We start from the raw sequence: 18,615 nt of genomic DNA on the forward strand, positions 1-18,615 counted from the left end.
CGGGAAGTCTGGTCGGCAACGTCCTTTCCCGACCCCTCCCCCGGAGCCGCCCCCGTGACCAAGCCGCCCTCTTCCCGCCTGCTCGGCCGCGGGTCGTGGACCGAGACGCAACGCCTCACCTCGGTCCTGCGCAAGGAGACCGTCGGTGGCGCGCTGCTGCTCGTCGCGGCGCTGATCGCCCTCGTCTGGGCCAACTCCCCCTGGGCGGAGAGCTACGAGTCGCTGCGCGACACCAAGGTCGGGCCGGAGGCGCTGCACCTGGACCTCTCGCTGGGCACGTGGGCGGCCGACGGGCTGCTGGCGATCTTCTTCTTCGTCGCCGGGCTCGAGCTCAAGCGCGAGTTCGTCGCCGGCGACCTCCGCGAACCACGGCGCGCGGCGCTGCCGATCGCCGCGGCGGTCGGCGGGATGGCGGTACCCGCCCTGTTCTTCGTGCTGATCAACCTGGGCGGGTCGCTGGAGGGCTGGGCGATCCCGGCGGCCACCGACATCGCCTTCGCCCTGGCCGTCCTGGCGGTCATCAGCACGCACCTGCCCACGGCCCTGCGCACCTTCCTGCTCACCCTGGCCGTGGTCGACGACCTGCTGGCGATCATGGTCATCGCGATCTTCTACACCGCCGCGCTGAACGTCGAGGCCCTGCTGCTGTCGCTGCTGCCGCTGGCCGTCTTCGGCTTCCTGGTGCAGAAGCGGATCCGCTCCTGGTGGCTGCTGCTCCCGCTGGCCGCGCTCTGCTGGGCCCTGATGCACGAGTCAGGTGTCCACGCCACCGTGGCCGGCGTGCTGCTGGCCTTCACCGTGCCCGTGGTCCGGAGCCAGGCGGCCGGTGGGCCGGACGCCGGGCCGGGCCTGGCCGAGCACTTCGAGCACCGGATCCGGCCGATCTCGGCGGGCATCGCCGTGCCGGTCTTCGCCTTCTTCTCCGCGGGCGTGGCGGTCGGTGGCCTCTCGGGGCTGGGCGAGTCCCTCGGCGACAGCATCGCGATCGGCATCATGGTCGGGCTGGTCGCCGGCAAGGCCATCGGCATCACCGGCGCCACGTGGCTGGTCTCCCGCTTCACCCGCGCGCAGCTCGACGAGAACCTGAGCTGGACCGACGTGGTCGGGCTGGCCCTGCTCGGCGGCATGGGCTTCACCGTCTCGCTGCTGATCACCGAGCTCGCCTACGCCGACGATCCCGAGAGCTTCGACCACGCCAAGGTCGGCATCCTGGTGGGCACCGTGCTCGCCGCCGGGCTGGCCGCGGTCATCCTGCGGCTGCGGAACCGGCAGTACCGGGCCATCGCCGCCGAGGAGCTGGTGGACGTCGACGCCGACGGCATCCCCGACGTCTACGAGCGCCCCGAGGACATCGGCCCGCCCCCCGGGTACGAGACGGCCGACGAGACGGCCGAGCACGACCCGGACTGGAAGGGCGCGCCGCCCCCCGGGCGGCCGGCCAAGCCGTTCGCTGACAGCTGAGTTTCTCGCTTGCCGGGGCTCTCGACGCCGACGTACCGTCGTCGCACACGAGAGAGGAGGTGGTCCGTAACTTGCTGAGCTACAGGACTCGTGAGGTGGCTGTCCGCTAGCCGCCGTCCAGATGGGCCGCCCGTTCAGACGAGAGTTCTGAACGACGGCAGATCGCCCGTCCGTCGTACGGCGGCGAGCGAGAACCGGACAGTCACCCGACCCCCGGGCCGCCGACATTTGTCCAGTCGGCCCGCGAGCTGCTCCCCTCTTCTCTGAGGCCCGCCTTGTGAGAGGGAGCGCCGCGGAGCAGCCCGGGGGTTGTCCGTTCTCCGGGTAGGTTGCGCCCCATGGATCTCGGGGGCCTGCCGGTCGAGACCGACGTCTCCCTGGGCGTGTGGATCTCCTCCGCCCGTCGCGGCGCCGACCCCGGCACCGTCGCCTCCCTCGTCCCCGGGGTCTTCGAGGCCTACGCCCGGGTCTTCCACCCCGCCGTCCGCTACGCCGGGGACGACGACGTCGACGTCTCGTGGGCCGAGGTCGCCACGCACTGCGGCACCGTCGCGCACGCCCTGATGCAGTGGCACACCGTCACCGGCAGCTGGGACCCGCAGGCCGACGAGAGCCGTTCGGGGGTCTGGGACGACGCCCCGGCCGAGGGACATCTGCCGGTCCAGGTCGCCGAGCGGGTCGCCACCGTCCTCGCCCGGCACACCGGGACGCCGGACGAGTGCCTGTTCGGCCGGTGGGACGGTTTCGGCTACGACCTGCCCTCCCCCGACGACCCGCCCCGGCTGCTGCTGCGCGGCGGCCACGACGTGGTGCTGGTGCGCGGCACGGTGGCCGACGCCGTCCGCAACCTCGCGCCCGAGCCGCACGAGCAGAGCGCCAACCTCTGGTGGCCGGCCGACCGCGCCTGGTGCGTGGTCACCGACATCGACCTGAGGTGCACCTACGTCGGCGGCACGGCGGACTGCATCGACGACCTGCTCCGCACGCCGGGCCTCGAGGTCCTCCCCGTCCGGCCGGAGGACTCGTCGTCGCTGGCGTCGGACACGGTCAACCCGCTGCCGCACCGGCGCTGACGGGTCAGAGTCGGCCGAGCTCGGCCTCCAGGTCGTCGAGGCCCAGCGACCCCTGGGAGAGCGCGGCCATGTGCCACGCCTTGAGGTCGAACGCCTCGCCCCGTGCCTGCCGGGCGGCCTCCCGGCCGGCCAGCCAGGCCCGCTCGCCGAGCTTGTAACCGATCGCCTGCCCCGGGATGCCCAGGTAGCGGACCAGCTCGCTGTCGAGGAAGGCCAGCGCGGCGCCGGAGTTCTCGCCGAGGAAGGCGCGCGCCAGGTCCGGCGTCCACGGCTGGCCACGGTGCTCGGCCAGCGCACCCTCGGCATCGTCCGGGATCGGCAGCTGCAGGTGCATGCCGATGTCGATGACCACCCGCACCGAGCGCAGCTGCTGCGCGTCGAGGAAGCCCAGCCGGGTTCCGGGGTCGGGGAAGTAGCCGAGCTCGTCCATGAACCGCTCGGCGTACAGCGCCCAGCCCTCGACGTTGGCGCTCACCGAGCCCACGGAGGTCTGGTAGGTGGAGAGCTGCTGCGAGACGTACGCCCACTGGGCCAGCTGCAGGTGGTGGCCGGGAACACCCTCGTGGTACCAGATCGACACCAGGTCCCAGAGCGGGAACCGGGTGCGGCCCAGCGTCGGCAGCCAGGTGCGGCCCGGACGGGAGAAGTCCTGCGAGGGGCGCGTGTAGTACGGCGCCGCGGCGCTGCCCGGAGGGGCGATCATGGCCTCGACCCGGCGCAGCGGCTCGGCGAGGTCGAAGTGCGTGCCGTCGAGCTCGGCGATCGCCTCGTCCATCATCGCCTGCAGCCGGACGCGGATCTCCTCCACGCCTTCGACCGCCGGCCCACTGGTGGCCAGCAGCCGCATGGCCTCCATCGGCGTCGCCCCGGCCTGCACCCGGTCGGCCTCGATCCGCTGCTCGGCGAGGATCCGCTTGTGCTCGGACCAGCCCCAGGCATAGGCCTCCTCGAGCCCCTGGCCGCGCCCGAGGTCCGAGCCGGTCCAGCGGCGCACGGCCATCGCGTACCGGTCCCGGCCGACCCCGTCGGGCACGCCCTCGGTCCGCGGCGCGTACTCGTCGCGCAGGTAGTCGCGCATGTCCGCCACCGCCCCGTCGGCGGCCGCGGCGGCGGCCTGCAGCTCCGCCTGCAGCGCCTCGGGCCCGGAGGCGACGAAGGACGCGAAGTAGGGGCCTGCGGTCCACTCGTCGAGCTGCTCGACGATCGTGCGGACCTGGCGCGGCGCCACCAGCAGCTCGCGGCGCACCGCCTCCTCGAGGGTGGTCCGGTAGGCCTGGAACGCCGCGGGCACCCGGGCCATCCGGCGGGCGATGACCGCCCAGTCGTCGCCGGTGGCCGACGGCATGAGGCTGAAGATCTGGCGGACCGAGTGGACGGGTGAGAACAGGATGTTCAGCGACCGGTAGCCCTCGCCCGCGCCGTACGCGTCGAGCTCCGCGGTCAGCCGCTCGCGCAGCAGCCGCGCGCAGCGCCGCTCCACCGGGTCGTCGTCCAGGGCCGGATCGGCGGCGAGCACGCGATCGAGCTCGGCGAGGGTGTCGCGGGCCAGGGTCGCCTCCGCGGCCAGCCCGTCCGGGGAGAGGTCGGGCAGCCGGTCCTCGCCCGGCGCGACGCCGAGCTGGGTGGCGAGCATGGGGTCGAGCTCGCAGGCGGCGGCGACGTAGGCGTCGGCGACCTGGCGGGGGGTGGCGGGGCGGGTGGGAGACGCAGGGGTGGCGGCGGTCATCGGATCCTCTCCAGCCGGGCGGACATCGTGGGCCGCAGCGGACCGTCACCGACGGCTCGGTCGACGGCGTACATGAGCGCTCCCTCGACGATGCCGTAGAGCCGCACCGCGCGGGTCACCTCGGGCGCGTCGGGGGTGCGGGCCACCATGTCGGTGGCCAGCTCCCAGCTGGTCGTCGTCCGGGCGGAACCGACGTACAGCTCGAGCAGCCCGTCGGCGCCGACGACCAGCAGCTCGACGTCGTCCCCGTCACCGCGGGGCCGCCAGAAGCCGCTCTCCCGGACGTCGGGACCGACGATCTGCCCGTCGTCGGTCAGCCGCCAGGTGCGGGAGTCGTAGGCGAGGAACCCACGGCCGTCGTGGGTGAACCGCACCCACTGGCCGAACCGGACATCCGCGCCGGAGCCGGAGACTGCGCCACCCAGGACGCCCTCGCCGTGCCACTCGCCCAGCAGCGGCAGCACCGACAGCAGGGCGTCGGAGACCTCCGGCCCGCTGCGGACGTCGGAGGTGTCGGGGACCGGCAGCTCCGTGTCGCCGCTCATCGCCGGGCTCCGCGGCGGCGGCGGCCCAGCCGCGCGGCGCCGTACCCGCAGGCGAGCGCGCCCAGCGCCGCCAGGGTGACCAGGACCCAGGCAGAGATCATGCGTGCCACGGTAGTGAGTGCCCTTCACCCCGAGCCACGCGGCGGCGGTGCTGCCGTTCCTGCGCACCCCGCTGCCCGCGTCCGCGCTGGTCGCCGGCAGCGTCGCGCCAGATCTGCCCTTCTACCTGCCGTTCGACCCGGGGTTCCGCACGCACACCGCCACGGCCGTCGTCACCGTCAACGTGCTGCTGGGCCTCGCCGCCTGGGCCCTCTGGCACGGGCTGCTCGCGGAACCGGCGGTGCGGGCGGCGCCCGCGGCGCTGCGCGCCCGGCTCACGGGCGTGCCCCTGGGGCTGCGGGTCCGGCTGGCGGCACCGGCCCGGGTGGGCTGGACGCTGCTCGCCCTGGCCGTGGGTGCCGGCACCCACGTCCTCTGGGACGAGTTCACCCACGCCCGCCGGTGGGGCCCGGAGACGTTCCCCGTCCTGGCGGAGCAGTGGGGGCTCATGCCCGGCTACCGCTGGCTGCAGTACGTGACCAGCGTGCTGGGCGGCCTGGTGCTGGTCGGCTGGGCGGTGCGCTGGTGGCTGCGGACCCCGGCCGGGCCCTCCGGCCGGCCGGGACGCCGCTGGCCGTGGGTGCTGCTGTCGGTGGTCGCCGTCCTGACCGGGACGGTCGCCGCCCTCCCGGCCACCGGCCTCGGCGAGGCCATCTACGACGCGGCCACGTGGGGCGGCGGGGCCGCACTGGCCGTCGCCGCCGTACTGGCCGCCGCCTGGCAGGTCCGGCACCGGCACCGATGACCCCCGAGCCGCCCCGCGCCCGGCGTTTATAGTCCCTGCGAGCGGGACCCGCGATCGCCGGCACCCGATCCGGCGCGGTCCGGAACGACGGAGGTGCGCGTGCGAACGCCCGAGGAGGAGCTCGCACGCGCCCTCGCCCGCTACGAATGGGTGCTGGCCAACGTCGCCGACGGCATCTACGGCCTGGACACCGAGGGCCGCGTCGAGTTCGTGAGCCCCTCCGCCGTCCGCCTCACCGGCTACCCGCCGGGCGAGCAGCGCGGCACCGACCAGCACGCGCTGATCCACTCCCGCCGCGCCGACGGGTCCGCCTATCCGCGCGAGGAGTGCCCCGTCCACCGGGCCATCCGCAGCGGCCGGACCGTGATGGCCGACGACGAGGTGTTCTGGCGCAAGGACGGGACCGCGGTTCCGGTCGAGCTGATCGCCGTGCCCACCATCGAGGACGGCGTGGTCACCGGCGTCATCGTCTCCTTCCGCGACCTCACCGAGCGGCGGGCCACCGCGGCGCAGGCGGCCGAGATCGACCGGCTGGCCCGCGAGGCCGCCGCCTCCCGGGCACTCGCCGACCGGTTGCAGGAGGCGCTCCTCACCCCGCCGCCGGAGCCCGACCACCTGCACGTCGTCGTCCGCTACCTCCCCGCCGGCCGCGAGGCCCAGGTCGGCGGCGACTGGTACGACTCCTTCCTGCAGCCCGACGGGGCGACCATGCTGGCGATCGGCGACGTCGTCGGCCACGGCAGTCACGCGGCGGCGGCCATGGGCCAGCTGCGCGGCCTGCTGCGGGCGCTGGCCTACGACAACGACGAGACGCCGGCCGCCACGCTGGGCCGGGCCGACCGGACCGCCCGCGGGCTGGCCGTCTCGTCGCTGGCGACGGCCATCCTCGCCCGCGTCGAGCGGCATCCCGACGTCCCCGTCGCGGGCCGCCGGGTGGTCCGGTGGAGCAACGCCGGCCACGTCGCGCCACTGCTGCTCGCGCCCGACGGCAGCTCGCGCGTGCTGGACACCCGGCCCGACCTCATGCTCGGTGTCGACCCGGCCGCCCCCCGCCAGGACCACACGGTCGACCTCGACTCGGACCACACGCTGCTGCTGGTCACCGACGGCCTGGTCGAGCGCCGGGGCTCGGACCTCGACGAGGGCATGGCCCGGCTGCAGGAGGCGCTGCGGGACCTGGGGACGACCCCTCTCGACGAGCTGCTCGACACGGTTCTGTCGCGGCTGCTGCCCGGCACCCGCGACGACGACGTCGCCGTCGTCGGCGTGCGGGCCTACCCCGAGGACCTCCCCCGGCCGCCCGAGGCAGGCCCGAACGTCCTGCCGCCGGGCATCGACTAGCACGAACACCCCCTGCCCCCGCAGCCAGCAGCGCCCGCCCCGGCGGGTGTGCCGGGACGGGCGCTGTCGACTGGCTCTGCCGGCCCGTCGGGGGCCTTACGAGATGACGATCGTGGTCTCGTTCAGGCCGACCTCGGCCTCGAGGACCCGCTCGCCCTTGCCGACGGCGGCCAGGGAACGGACCTTCCAGGTGCCGGGGGCGGCGAAGAACCGGAACTCACCCTCGGGGCTGGTGACCACCTCGGCGGTGAACTCGTCGGTCCCGTCCAGCAGCCGGACGTAGGCGCCGGCGACCGGGGCGCCGTCGTGCCACACCTGGCCCTGGATCACGGTCTGCGTGCTCAGGTCGATCCCCGCGAGGGTGCCGCCCTGCTTCGGTGCTCCGCACATGGGTCAGCTCACTTCTCGATCGGGACGCCGACGAGCGAGCCGTACTCGACCCAGCTGCCGTCGTAGTTCTTGACGTTCTTCTTGCCGAGCAGCTCGCTGAGCACGAACCAGGTGTGGCTCGAGCGCTCGCCGATGCGGCAGTACGCGATGGTCTCCTTGCTGTCGTCGAACCCCTGCTCGCCGTAGAGGGCGGCCAGCTGCTCGTCGGACTTGAAGGTGCCGTCCTCGTTGGCGGCCTTGCTCCACGGGATGTTGATCGCCGTGGGCACGTGACCGGCCCGCTGCGACTGCTCCTGCGGCAGGTGCGCGGGGGCGAGGATCTTGCCGGAGAACTCGTCGGGCGAGCGGACGTCGACGAGGTTCTTCGAGCCGATGGCCGCCACGACCTCGTCGCGGAAGGCGCGGATCGACAGGTCCGGCTCGGCGGCCACGTACTGCGTGGCCGGGCGCTCGACGGCGTCCTTGGACAGCGGGCGGCCGTCCAGCTCCCACTTCTTGCGGCCGCCGTCCATGAGCTTGACGTCGGAGTGCCCGTAGATCTTGAAGTACCAGTAGGCGTAGGCGGCGAACCAGTTGTTGTTGCCGCCGTAGAGGATCACGGTGTCGTCGTTGCTGATGCCCTTGGCCGACAGCAGCGCCTCGAAGGCGGACTTGTCGAGGTAGTCGCGGCGCAGCGGATCCTGCAGGTCCTGCTTCCAGTCCAGCTTGACGGCGCCCTCGATGTGGCCGCCGTCGTAGGCGCTGGTGTCCTCGTCGACCTCGACGAGGACGATGCCGGGCGTGCCCAGGTTCTCCTGGACCCAGTCGGCGGTGACGAGCACGTCGTTGCGGCTCATGGTGGTAACTCCCTGTGGTCGGTCGTGCGGTGGTCTGTGTGCGGTGGGTCAGGCGGTACGGGCGGTCAGGCGGTGCGGGCGGGCAGCACCCGCCGAGCGGTGAGGTAGAGCTCGCAGCCGAGGCAGAAGCCGGTGGCCGCGTTGAGGAGCGCCGCCGCGAGGGCGAACCCCGTGGCGACGGCGCCGAGCACGGGGGCGCCGAGCAGGTAGCCGGCGGCCCCGACGACGGTGAACAGCAGGCCCACGAGCTGGGCGAACCGGGGCGGCGTCTCGGGCTCGCGTTCCCGGACCGGGCCCAGGCGCGGCGCGACCAGTGCGCGGAACAGCAGGCCGTAGGGCGAGAACCTCAGGCCGGCGAGGGCACCGACCGCGAAGACGGCTGCCTGGGCGGCGACGAGCCAGCCGCTGCCGGTGAGCAGTGCGACGGCGAGGACGACGGAGGTGACCGCCGCGGCGAACCGCGGGGCACGCACGTCGATGTGAACGAACGGTGGAGTCATGGGGGAAACGCAGACCTTCGGACGGCGGACGGGGCGCGTCTGGTCGGTCGGGACCGACCTCAGAAGGTCGGACAGAGGCAGCTGCCGACGCGGCACAGGTCCACTGTGCGTCGCGAGGTCAGCAGGATGCCCACGGCGCGAGGGTAACGGATCACCGGGAGATCCCCACGTGGGCGTCCACCAGGGCGGTCAGCTCGTCCGGGCGCGGGGCGCCGCTGCTGCGCCCCACCACGGCGCCGGAGCGGTCCAGGTAGAACAGCGTCGGCGTCCGCCGCACATCGAGGGCGCGCACCTCGTCGAGATGGCTCTCGGCGTCGACCTGGACGACGGCCAGGCCCGGACGACTCGCCTGCAGCTGCGCCAGGCGGGCCTTCGTCGCGCGGCACGGGCCGCAGAACGCCGTCGAGAACTGGACCACGGTGAGGTCGGCGTCCCCGGGCCGCGCCCCGAGACGCTCCAGCACCGCGCGCTCCGTCGTCACCGACCCCTCCTCCGGCGACCGGGACCGCACCGCGCCGTCGCGCGTGTGCTGCCACCACGCCATCATCGCCGTGGCGGCCAGCGCCACGGCGACGACGACGATCCCGACCGTGCTCATCGATCGGCCCAACCCGATCGGGCCGATCGACTATTCCGCCGGGGACCGCCTCATTGCGCGGTGAGCACTCTCATTGCGCGGTGAGCACTCTCATTGCGCGGTGAGCACCGTGTCGGTCGCCTCGACCCGGAGGTCCACGCCGTCCTGCCCCGGCACGACGCCGGTCAGCTGGAGACCGAAGGGCAGCTCCGGGACCTCGTAGCGCAGGTCGAGCAGGTCGCTGACCTGGCGGACCAGGAACCGGGGGATCTCCACTCCGGCACCCGTGGCCTGCTCGACGTCGATCACCAGGTCGCCGCCGTCGAGGGTGACGGTGCCCGCCGCGCTCACCGGCAGCGTGTACCCGAGCAGCTCGACGGTCCGGGTGACCCGCAACCCGTCCCCCTCCGGCGCGAGGGTCGCGTCGCTGCCGATCTCGCCGGCGAGCAGGTCGTAGGAGAGGGTCGCCGTGCCGTCGATGCGGTCCACCGGCACCTCGGTCACGGAGCCGGAGACCGCGTCCGACAAGGGCAGGTGGACACCGCGCAAGGTGACGTCGGCCCGCGTGCCCGGCGACTCCGCCAGCTGGCCGGTGTCCAGCGAGAGCCGCACGTCCTGGTAGCGCCCGCCGACGGCCTGGGTGAGGAACGGGAACCCGGCGATGTCCACCTCGGGGGTGCCGACCAGCCCGCCGCGGTCGGCCAGCTCCGAGGCGATCCGGTCCTCCGCCACCCCGACGGCGACCCGGTCGGCGAGCACCGCGAGGCCGGCGAGCAGCAGGACGACGACCAGCAGCGCCCTCACGGGGTCGCGCTCACAGCACCGACTGCAGGGCCAGGGCCACCGGTGCGCAGGCGGCGATCGGGAGCGCCACCTGGATCACCGGCAGGAGCCAGGGGGACGACCGCTGGTCGTCGCTCCGCTCGTCCGCGGCGTCGCCGACCGGCTCGGCGGTCGTCTCGACCACCACGTAGCTGGCGACCAGCGCGGTCAGCGCGGCCACGCCACCGATCACCACGCCGTGCACGACGGAGCGCTGGGCGTCGAGAGCCTCGCCCGTCCGGGCAGCCAGGAACGCGGCCGCGACGCCGGCCAGTACGGCGAGGACCAGCGAGACCAGCCCGCGGGGCACGCCGTCGGCCAACCGCGGCCGGGGCAGGACGAGGTCGACGAGGTGTCCGACCACCAGCACCGCCCCGACGGCCACCAGGGCCACCAGCGCCCGGTCGGATCCGGCGTCGGTGCGGCCCAGCAGGAGCAGGGTGGCCAGCGAGGCGACGGCCACCAGCACGAGGACGACACCGGAGAGCGAGGCCACCAGCTCGTGCCGCGGCCGGCGCATCATCTGCTGCAGCACGGCGGCGAGGAAGCCCACGCCGAGCACGGCGAGCAGCGCGCCGACCTCGGGGTCCTCGGGCAGCACGAGGGCCAGGTCGGCGGCGACCGCGGCGCCCGCGCCCACGGTGAGCGACCCGGCGAAGCCCTGGACGCCGGTGACGAGCACCCAGCACAGGACCAGGCCCAGCTGGAGCACGAGGACGGCGGCCAGCCGGCCGGTCTGGCCGAGCACCTCCGGCAGACCGACGAGCAGCGCCACCGCGAGCGCCGCGAACGCCGCCGCCGGGAGGTGGTGCTCCCGGGCCGTCAGGCGGGACGTCGGGGCCGCGGTGGTCACGGGTCGATGGTCGCAGACACCGGCCGCAGCGCCCCGCCGGCGACGGGCCGCGGGGCCCCGGCGTGTCCGGCGCGCCGTCCACCATCAGGGGGGAGCGTCGCGCGATGACGAGCCCGCGGGCCCGGAGGTCCGCTATCCTCCCCACTCACCTCGACAGCGTCGTCGACGGTCACCACGGCTGCGCGTCGTGGGAACGACTCGAGGAGACGACATGCGGCTCGTGCTCATGACCTCGGCACGTCAGGCCACGACCGAGGTGCTGCCCGCCCTGGGGCTGCTCGGCCACCAGGTCCGGGTGGTCGCGCCGGAGCTGTCCAGCCTGCTCGACGGCGACTGGGGGGCCACGGGGGGTGACATCGTGCTCGTCGACGCCCGCCACGACCTGATCCGGGCCCGCACGCTCTGCGGCCTGCTGTCCTCCACCGGGGTCGCCGCGGCACTGGTCGCCGTCCTGTCCGAGGGCGGACTGGTCGCGCTCTCGGCCGACTGGGGCGTCGACGACGTGCTGCTCGACACCGCCGGCCCCGCCGAGGTGGACGCCCGCCTCCGCTGGGCGGCCGCCCGCAGGCTGGCCGCCGCGACCCCCGCCGACGGCGCCGACGGCGGTGTCACCCAGGCCGGCGAACTGGTCATCGACGAGCACAGCTACTCCGCCAAGCTCCGCGGCCGCCCGCTCGACCTCACCTACAAGGAGTTCGAGCTCCTCAAGTACCTGGCCCAGCACCCCGGCCGGGTGTTCTCCCGCGCCCAGCTGCTGCAGGAGATCTGGGGCTACGACTACTTCGGCGGCACCCGCACCGTCGACGTCCACGTCCGGCGCCTCCGAGCCAAGCTCGGCACCGAGCACGAATCGCTGATCGGCACCGTCCGCAACGTCGGCTACAAGCTCGACAAGCAGGCCGCCGACGCCACGGTGCAGGCGCCGCAGGAGACCGACGCCGAACTGGTCTGATGGCCCGGTGAGCACCGGAGCCGACGCCACCGCGGACCCCGTCCCCGACGTCCCTGTCCCCGAGGTCTTGGCGCTGCTGGACGCGGCAGCCGCGGCCGACGGCGTCCAGCCGGTGTCCGAGGACGCCCGGTTGCGACTGCAGCACCGCACCCCGGGCGGCGCCGACCTCGTCGTCCACGACGGCGGCGCCCTCGCGGGGTACGCACGGGTCGACGACGGCACCGCCGAGCTGGTGGTGCACCCCGCCCGGCGGCGCCGCGGCGTCGGGCGGGAGCTGCTGCGCTGGGTGCTCGAGGTCGCCGGCGACCGCCCGCTGGACGTCTGGGCCCACGGCGACCTGCCCGGGTCCGCCGAGCTGCTGCGCCCGCACGGGTTCGAGCGCGCCCGGGTGCTGCTGCAGATGCGCATGCCGCTGACCGAGGTGGACCCGGACCCGCGCCCCGAGCTGCCCGCCGACGTGCGGGTGCTGCCGTTCCGTCCCGGCCGGGACGAGGAGGCCTGGCTCCGCGTGAACGCCCGCGCCTTCGCCTGGCACCCCGAGCAGGGCCGGATGACCCGGGCCGACCTGGAGCTCCGCGAGGCCGAGCCGTGGTTCGACCCGGAGGGCTTCCTCCTGGCCTGGCGCGGCGAGCCCGACGACGGCGCGCTGCTGGGCTCGCACTGGACCAAGGTGCACCCCGCCGGGGACGCCGGCCCCGACCCGGTCGGCGAGATCTACGTCCTCGGCATCGACCCCGACGCACAAGGGATGCGCCTGGGACGCGCCCTCACCGACCTCGGGCTGGCCCATCTCCGCAGACGCGGTCTGGCGGAGGTGCTCCTCTACGTCGAGGAGGACAACGAGGCGGCGGTCCGGCTGTACGAGAGCCGTGGTTTCACGCGCTACGCCGTCGACGTCGCCTGGCGGCGCAACCCGGGCTGAGCAGGGCGTTCACCCGTTCGTGGTGACCCGTCGCACATGCCGTCGGCAACCTCTCCGTACGCGTTCACCTCCCGTTCATCCGGGCTCGGGCAACCGGCCACTTCTGCTCCCTAGCGTCGCTCTCGTCGGTCCCGCTGCTGCCCGGAAGACGTCCGGGCTCATGTCGAGAGGCAACGAGTTGAAGCTCAGCACCAAGACGCGCGCCACCACGCTGTCCGTGGCGCTCGCCAGCACCCTCGCGCTCAGCGCGTGCGGCGCCTCCAACGAGACGGGCAACACCGGTGGTGGCGACAGTGGCAGTGACGGCCTGAGCGGCACCCTCGTCGGTGCCGGTGCCAGCAGCCAGCAGGCGGCCATGCAGGGCTGGGCGGCCGGCTACTCCCGCGTCCAGCCGGACGTGACCGTCAACTACGACCCGGTCGGCTCCGGCGGTGGCCGCGAGCAGTTCCTGGCCGGCGGCACGGACTTCGCCGGCACCGACTCCGCGCTCAAGGAGGAGGAGCTCACCGAGGCCGCGGAGCGCTGCGGTGACACCGGGGTCTTCCAGCTGCCGAACTACATCTCGCCGATCGCGGTCATCTACAACCTCGAGGGCGTCGACGAGCTCAACCTCTCGCCCGCCACCGTGGCCGGCATCTTCGACCAGAAGATCACCACCTGGAACGACCCGGCCATCGCCGCCGACAACCCGGACGCGACGCTGCCTGACCAGGCGATCACCCCGGTCAACCGCAGCGACGAGTCGGGCACCACGGAGAACTTCACCGAGTACCTGGCCGCCGCGGCCGGCGGCGCCTGGCCGCACGAGCCCTCCGGCGACTGGGCGGTGCCCGGCGGTGAGGCCGCGCAGGGCACCTCCGGCGTGGTCAGCGCCGTGCGGGCCGGCAACGGCTCCATCGGCTACGCCGACCTGAGCCAGGCCGGCAACCTCGGCGTCGCCAACATCCGCGTGGGCGAGGAGTTCGTGACGCCGACCCCCGAGGCCGCGGCCGCCGTCGTGGAGAACTCGGAGAGCGCCGGCGACGAGGGCGAGTACAACTTCGCCATCGAGCTCGCCCGCGACACCACCAGCTCCGGCGAGTACCCGATCGTGCTGATCAGCTACCACGTCGGCTGCATCGAGTACGAGGACCAGGAGACCGCCGACCTGGTCAAGGACTTCATGTCCTACGTCATCAGCGAGGACGGCCAGCAGGCCGCCGCCGACGCGGCCGGCTCCGCGCCGATCTCCGACGGGCTGCGCGAGCAGGCCCAGAGCGCGATCGACGCGATCACCGCGGCGGCCTGACCTCCTCGGTGATCGACCACGCACGACCGGCAGCCCGGGGCGTCCTCCGACGTCCCGGGCTGCCGCACGACCGGCGGCCCGGCCCCCGCGACCGGGCCGCCCCCTTCGGCATCCAGCAGACGGAGCAGCGGTGACCACCACCTCCCCCACCGAGCAGCGGGTCCGCCCGGTCCGCCGCCTCGGCGACCGGATCTTCGCCGGCAGCGCCCGGACGGCGGGCATCGTCATCCTCGTCATCCTGGCCGGGGTCGCGGCCTTCCTCGTCCTCGAGTCGCTGCCCGCCGTCACCGCGGCGTCCGAGGACCTCCCGGGCGACGGCGGACTGACCGGCTACATCGCCCCGCTGATCTTCGGCACGCTGATCTCGGCCGTCATCGCCCTCGTGGTCGCCACCCCGCTGGCCGTGGCGATCGCCCTGTTCATCACCTACTACGCGCCCCGGCGGATCGCCCAGGCGCTCGGCTACGTCGTGGACCTGCTGGCCGCGATCCCGAGCATCGTCTACGGCTTCTGGGGCATCGCCTGGCTGGCCCCCAACCTGGTGCCCTTCTACCGCTGGCTCGAGGACAACCTCGGCTTCATCCCGCTGTTCGCGGGCCCGACGTCCTCCACCGGACGCACCATGCTGACCGCCGGGCTGGTCCTGGCGATCATGATCCTGCCGATCATCAGCGCGCTGGCCCGCGAGGTGTTCGGGCAGACCCCCGCCCTGCAGCGCGAGGCGGCGCTCGCCCTCGGCGCTACCCGCTGGGAGATGATCCGGATGACGGTCCTGCCCTACGGCCGCTCGGGCGTGATCGGCGGCGCGATGCTGGGCCTCGGCCGCGCGCTCGGCGAGACGATGGCCATCGCGCTGGTCCTCTCGGTCTCCGGTGGCATCACCTTCAACGTGATCAGCAGCGGCAACCCGTCGACCATCGCGGCCAACATCGCGCTGACGTTCCCCGAGTCCTCGGGCCTCGCCGTCAACACGCTCATCGCCAGCGGGCTCGCGCTGTTCCTCATCACCCTCGCCGTCAACACGCTGGCGCGCTGGGTCGTCAACCGCCGCGCCGACTTCTCCGGAGCCAACTGATGAGCCAGGTGATCACGCCCCACACGGAGACACCCGTGGCCGGCACCACGGCGGGCACGGGGCGGCTGCCGGCCTGGATGCCGTTCGCCTGCTTCGCGCTCGGCGCGGGCGCCGCCGTCCTACTCGGCCTGGTCAGCGCCCTGAACCCGGCGACGTTCGTCATCTACACCGTCGTGCTCGGCACGATCGCGCTGTACGTCGCCGCCCGGCGCATCGAGGGCCCCCGCCGAGCGACCGACCGGCTGGTCACCTGCATCGTGGTGAGCGCGTTCGGCATCGCGATGGTGCCGCTGGTCTCGCTCGTCGTCGAGGTGCTCGGCCAGGGCCTCAAGCGACTGGACGGCGAGTTCCTCAACTCCTCGCTCGTGGGCATCGTGGGCGAGGGCGGCGGCGCCTACCACGCGCTCATGGGCACCCTGATCATCACCGGGCTCACCACGGTGATCTCGGTGCCGATCGGGCTGCTCACCGCGATCTACCTCGTCGAGTACGGCACCGGCCGGCTGAAGCGCGCGATCACCTTCATGGTCGACGTGATGACCGGCATCCCCTCGATCGTCGCCGGCCTGTTCGCCTACGCGCTGTTCGCCTCGTTCCTCGGTCCGGGGGTCCGGCTCGGCATCGTCGGCGCGGTCGCGCTCTCGGTGCTGATGATCCCGGTCGTCGTCCGCTCGGCCGAAGAGGTGCTCAAGCTCGTCCCGAACGAGCTGCGCGAGGCCGCCTACGCCCTCGGCGTCCCGAAGTGGCGCACGATCGTGAAGGTCGTGATCCCCACCGCCATCGCCGGGCTGGGCACCGGCGTGACCCTGGCGATCGCCCGCGTCGTCGGCGAGACGGCACCGCTGCTCATCACCGTCGGCATCACCAACGCGACCAACTTCGACCCGTTCGACGGGCGCATGGCGACCCTGCCGGTCTACGCCTTCTACCAGCTCACCCAGCCGGGTGTGCCGCCCGAGTACGCCATCGACCGGGCCTGGACGGCGGCGCTGATCCTCATCATGCTGGTGATGGGGCTGAACCTCCTCGCCCGCCTGATCAGCCGCCTCTTCGCCCCCAAGACCGGTCGCTGACCGGGCCCGACCAGGAGGACACCAGTGGCCAAGCGCATCGAGGTCTCCGACCTCAACATCTACTACGGCGCCTTCCGCGCCGTCGAGGGCGTCACCATCTCCATCGAGCCCCGGAGCATCACCGCCCTGATCGGCCCGTCCGGCTGCGGCAAGTCCACCTTCCTGCGCTCGCTCAACCGGATGCACGAGGTGCTCCCGGGGGCCCGGGTCGAGGGCAAGGTCGTCATGGACGGCCAGGACCTCTACGGCGCCGACGTCGACCCGGTGGACGTGCGCCGGCAGATCGGCATGGTGTTCCAGCGCCCCAACCCGTTCCCGACGATGTCGATCTACGACAACGTCGCCGCGGGACTGCGGCTGAACAACAAGAAGATGAAGAAGGCCGACCTGGACGACCTGGTCGAGAAGTCGCTGCGCGGCGCCAACCTCTGGAACGAGGTCAAGGACCGGCTCGACCGTCCGGGTTCGGGGCTCTCGGGCGGGCAGCAGCAGCGGCTGTGCATCGCCCGCGCCATCGCGGTCGAGCCCGACGTGCTCCTCATGGACGAGCCGTGCTCCGCGCTGGACCCGATCTCCACGCTGGCGATCGAGGACCTCATGGCCGAGCTCAAGGACCGCTTCACCATCGTGATCGTCACCCACAACATGCAGCAGGCGGCGCGGGTGAGCGAGTCCACCGGCTTCTTCAACCTCAACGGGCTGGGCCAGCCGGGGCGCCTGATCGAGTTCAACCCGACCGAGAAGATCTTCAGCAACCCCGACCAGAAGGCCACCGAGGACTACATCTCCGGCCGCTTCGGCTAGGAGTCAGGAGCAGGTGACGGGAGCCGCGGCGGCGTCGGGAGCGGGAGCCGGCGCCTCCGGCTCGGCCGCGGGCGCCGGCGGCGGCACCGGCACGACCCCGTCGTAGCCGGGGCCGACGACCAGCTCCACGCGCTCACCGATGGCGTCGCTGGCCTGGAGCACCGAGCCGGGGACGGCGGCGGCCACGGTGCGCGCCTGCGCCACCATGCCCGGGCCGTGGCGGACCACGGACTGGCTGACGGTGCCGTCCGCGTTACCCACGTCGCCGACGTCGAAGCCGAGCTCACCCAGCTGGGCGGCCACCGTGCTCGCCAGGCCGGTCGTGCCGGTCCCGTTGAGGACGTCGAGGCGGACCTCGGCCGGCAACAGCACGCCGATGCCCGGCTCCGCCGGTGCGGCCGACTCTGCGGCGCCCTCCTCCGCCGCCTCGACGGGCGGCTCCTCCTCGGTCACGAAGCCGTCGGGCACCCGGCTGCCGTCGATGACCGCGTCGAAGAGCGTCCGGGTGCCCGCCCCGTCGAGGAGCACGTAGGACTCCTCGGCACCGGCGGGCACGTAGCCGACCTGGGCGACGGGCAGCCCGACCCGCGCGACGGCGTCACCGGACACGTCGCCGAGCGAATCCGCCAGGGCCCGCAGATCGCCGAGGGTGGTCTGCTCGTCGACGGTCAGCGCGTCGGCCGCGCGGCTGAGGAAGCGGGTCAGGGTGAGGGGATCGAGCACCACGTCGCGGGACATCGCCGCGCGGAGGGTGGAGGTGAGCAACCGCTGCGCCCGCTCGGCGACCGCGGTGCCGGTGACGTCGGCGCCGGTGTCGCCGGGGCGCAGGTAGTCCGAGGCCTCCTCGCCATTGAGCTCCGAGCGGCCGGCCGGCGGCGGGGCCGCCGCCGCCGCCGTGGCCCGCGACGGCACGATGCACATCGGCACGCCGCCGATCGCGTCCACCATCCCGGGCAGCCGGCCGAGGTCCACCCCCAGGTAGTGGTCGATCTGCACCCCGGTGAGCTGCTGCACCGCGCGGACCATGCACGAGGGCCCGCCGTCGAGCAGCGACCGGGCGAAGGCCTCGGTCGTCGGCGTCCGGAGCTCGCCGTCGGGGGTCCGGCACATCGGGGTGTCGACGAGCGCCGTGGCCGGGAAGCCGACGAGCACCGCCCGATCGCCGTCGGCGGAGACCGATGCCAGCAGGGTGGCGACGGAGGCGACGCCCTCCTGGCCGGGGACGTCGGTGCCGACGACGAGATAGGTCTCGGAGGCTTCCTGCAGCTGGGCGGCGATGATCTCCGGGCCGTCGACGGCGAGGGCCTCGACGCGGCCGATCTTCTGGTCGACGTAGAAGTACAGGCCCAGGTGGTAGAGCACGATCACGCCGACGATGCCGGCCAGCGCGATCGCCGCGCGGACCATCCGCCGTCGTCCGGGCGTCGTCGGCCGGGGGGCCGGCCGGGACGGACGACTGCCCTGCCTGGCCTTCGGGGTCGTCCCCCGCAGCGGGGGCACGGTGCCGGGGAGCGGCGGGATCGGCCCGCTGCG

The 18,615-nt window shown here is 73.6% G+C and carries 19 protein-coding genes; 10 read left to right on the forward strand and 9 right to left on the reverse strand.

Going from position 1 to position 18,615, the window contains the following annotated elements; translation table 11 throughout:
- The first annotated feature begins 54 nt into the window (after window positions 1–54).
- Together nhaA and BN344_RS11755 are read left to right on the forward strand one after the other, a co-directional pair.
- The gene (nhaA, locus tag BN344_RS11750) at window positions 55–1,461 is read left to right on the forward strand and encodes a Na+/H+ antiporter NhaA (protein ID WP_040338635.1); all 1,407 of its coding nucleotides are present in this window, start codon (window positions 55–57) and stop codon (window positions 1,459–1,461) included.
- 338 nt (window positions 1,462–1,799) lie between these two features.
- Entirely contained in the window at window positions 1,800–2,534 is a 735-nt protein-coding gene (locus BN344_RS11755) for a hypothetical protein (RefSeq protein ID WP_040338636.1), read from the forward strand.
- Between the two features lie 4 nt (window positions 2,535–2,538).
- On the opposite strand, the gene BN344_RS11760 is transcribed toward BN344_RS11755, so the two are convergent.
- Both BN344_RS11760 and BN344_RS11765 read right to left on the reverse strand, forming a co-directional pair.
- Complete coding sequence (locus BN344_RS11760) at window positions 2,539–4,260, reverse strand: DUF885 domain-containing protein (RefSeq protein WP_040338637.1); 1,722 nt, start codon at window positions 4,258–4,260, stop codon at window positions 2,539–2,541.
- A complete protein-coding gene (locus BN344_RS11765; protein ID WP_040338638.1) occupies window positions 4,257–4,805 on the reverse strand; it encodes a heme-binding beta-barrel domain-containing protein in 549 nt (182 codons plus the stop codon). The genes BN344_RS11760 and BN344_RS11765 overlap by 4 nt, the downstream gene beginning before the upstream one ends.
- Before the next feature lie 118 nt (window positions 4,806–4,923).
- Here BN344_RS11765 and BN344_RS11770 point away from each other — a divergent pair, with 118 nt between their 5' ends.
- Together BN344_RS11770 and BN344_RS19085 are read left to right on the forward strand one after the other, a co-directional pair.
- Window positions 4,924–5,649 carry a DUF4184 family protein gene (locus tag BN344_RS11770; protein ID WP_051515822.1) on the forward strand — a complete coding sequence of 242 codons (726 nt, stop codon included), beginning with the start codon at window positions 4,924–4,926 and terminating at the stop codon, window positions 5,647–5,649.
- Between the two features lie 99 nt (window positions 5,650–5,748).
- Window positions 5,749–6,990, forward strand: coding sequence for a PP2C family protein-serine/threonine phosphatase (locus tag BN344_RS19085; protein ID WP_231486745.1), 1,242 nt, complete (start codon window positions 5,749–5,751; stop codon window positions 6,988–6,990).
- Between the two features lie 96 nt (window positions 6,991–7,086).
- Here BN344_RS19085 and BN344_RS11780 read toward each other — a convergent pair whose 3' ends face one another.
- The 6 genes from BN344_RS11780 to BN344_RS19905 all read right to left on the reverse strand — a co-directional run bounded on the left by BN344_RS11780 (window position 7,087) and on the right by BN344_RS19905 (window position 10,968).
- Window positions 7,087–7,380, reverse strand: coding sequence for a DUF1416 domain-containing protein (locus BN344_RS11780; RefSeq protein ID WP_040338639.1), 294 nt, complete (start codon window positions 7,378–7,380; stop codon window positions 7,087–7,089).
- An 8-nt stretch (window positions 7,381–7,388) separates the two neighbouring features.
- Window positions 7,389–8,216, reverse strand: a complete 828-nt coding sequence (locus tag BN344_RS11785; protein WP_040338640.1) for a sulfurtransferase — start codon at window positions 8,214–8,216, stop codon at window positions 7,389–7,391.
- A gap of 65 nt (window positions 8,217–8,281) precedes the next feature.
- Window positions 8,282–8,716, reverse strand: a complete 435-nt coding sequence (locus BN344_RS11790) for a DUF4395 domain-containing protein (RefSeq protein ID WP_040338641.1) — start codon at window positions 8,714–8,716, stop codon at window positions 8,282–8,284.
- Between the two features lie 151 nt (window positions 8,717–8,867).
- Window positions 8,868–9,314: a TlpA family protein disulfide reductase gene (locus BN344_RS11795; RefSeq protein WP_231486746.1), complete on the reverse strand. Its 447-nt coding sequence runs from the start codon at window positions 9,312–9,314 to the stop codon at window positions 8,868–8,870.
- Window positions 9,315–9,404: 90 nt separating this feature from the next.
- The gene (locus BN344_RS11800; protein ID WP_040338643.1) at window positions 9,405–10,097 is read right to left on the reverse strand and encodes an LmeA family phospholipid-binding protein; all 693 of its coding nucleotides are present in this window, start codon (window positions 10,095–10,097) and stop codon (window positions 9,405–9,407) included.
- Between the two features lie 10 nt (window positions 10,098–10,107).
- The gene (locus tag BN344_RS19905; protein ID WP_051515824.1) at window positions 10,108–10,968 is read right to left on the reverse strand and encodes a hypothetical protein; all 861 of its coding nucleotides are present in this window, start codon (window positions 10,966–10,968) and stop codon (window positions 10,108–10,110) included.
- Window positions 10,969–11,179: 211 nt separating this feature from the next.
- Here BN344_RS19905 and BN344_RS11810 point away from each other — a divergent pair, with 211 nt between their 5' ends.
- From BN344_RS11810 to pstB, 6 genes are all read left to right on the forward strand, one after another.
- Window positions 11,180–11,920 carry a winged helix-turn-helix domain-containing protein gene (locus tag BN344_RS11810; protein WP_040338644.1) on the forward strand — a complete coding sequence of 247 codons (741 nt, stop codon included), beginning with the start codon at window positions 11,180–11,182 and terminating at the stop codon, window positions 11,918–11,920.
- A 7-nt stretch (window positions 11,921–11,927) separates the two neighbouring features.
- Complete coding sequence (gene mshD / locus BN344_RS11815; RefSeq protein WP_040338645.1) at window positions 11,928–12,842, forward strand: mycothiol synthase; 915 nt, start codon at window positions 11,928–11,930, stop codon at window positions 12,840–12,842.
- A gap of 160 nt (window positions 12,843–13,002) precedes the next feature.
- Window positions 13,003–14,130 (forward strand): phosphate ABC transporter substrate-binding protein PstS, encoded by a 1,128-nt coding sequence (pstS, locus tag BN344_RS11820; RefSeq protein WP_051515825.1) that lies wholly within the window; start codon window positions 13,003–13,005, stop codon window positions 14,128–14,130.
- 130 nt (window positions 14,131–14,260) lie between these two features.
- Window positions 14,261–15,205 (forward strand): phosphate ABC transporter permease subunit PstC, encoded by a 945-nt coding sequence (gene pstC, locus BN344_RS11825; protein WP_040338646.1) that lies wholly within the window; start codon window positions 14,261–14,263, stop codon window positions 15,203–15,205.
- Window positions 15,205–16,278, forward strand: a complete 1,074-nt coding sequence (pstA, locus tag BN344_RS11830; protein WP_040338647.1) for a phosphate ABC transporter permease PstA — start codon at window positions 15,205–15,207, stop codon at window positions 16,276–16,278. Before pstC ends, pstA begins: the two co-directional genes overlap by 1 nt.
- A gap of 24 nt (window positions 16,279–16,302) precedes the next feature.
- Complete coding sequence (gene pstB, locus BN344_RS11835) at window positions 16,303–17,082, forward strand: phosphate ABC transporter ATP-binding protein PstB (protein WP_040338648.1); 780 nt, start codon at window positions 16,303–16,305, stop codon at window positions 17,080–17,082.
- 3 nt (window positions 17,083–17,085) lie between these two features.
- Here pstB and BN344_RS11840 read toward each other — a convergent pair.
- Window positions 17,086–18,615 (reverse strand): LCP family protein (locus tag BN344_RS11840; protein ID WP_040338649.1); only part of this gene is annotated, 1,530 nt, incomplete at its 5' end.

This window comes from Candidatus Blastococcus massiliensis AP3, from assembly GCF_000582785.1.
In the GTDB taxonomy this organism is placed as follows: domain Bacteria; phylum Actinomycetota; class Actinomycetes; order Mycobacteriales; family Geodermatophilaceae; genus Blastococcus; species Blastococcus massiliensis.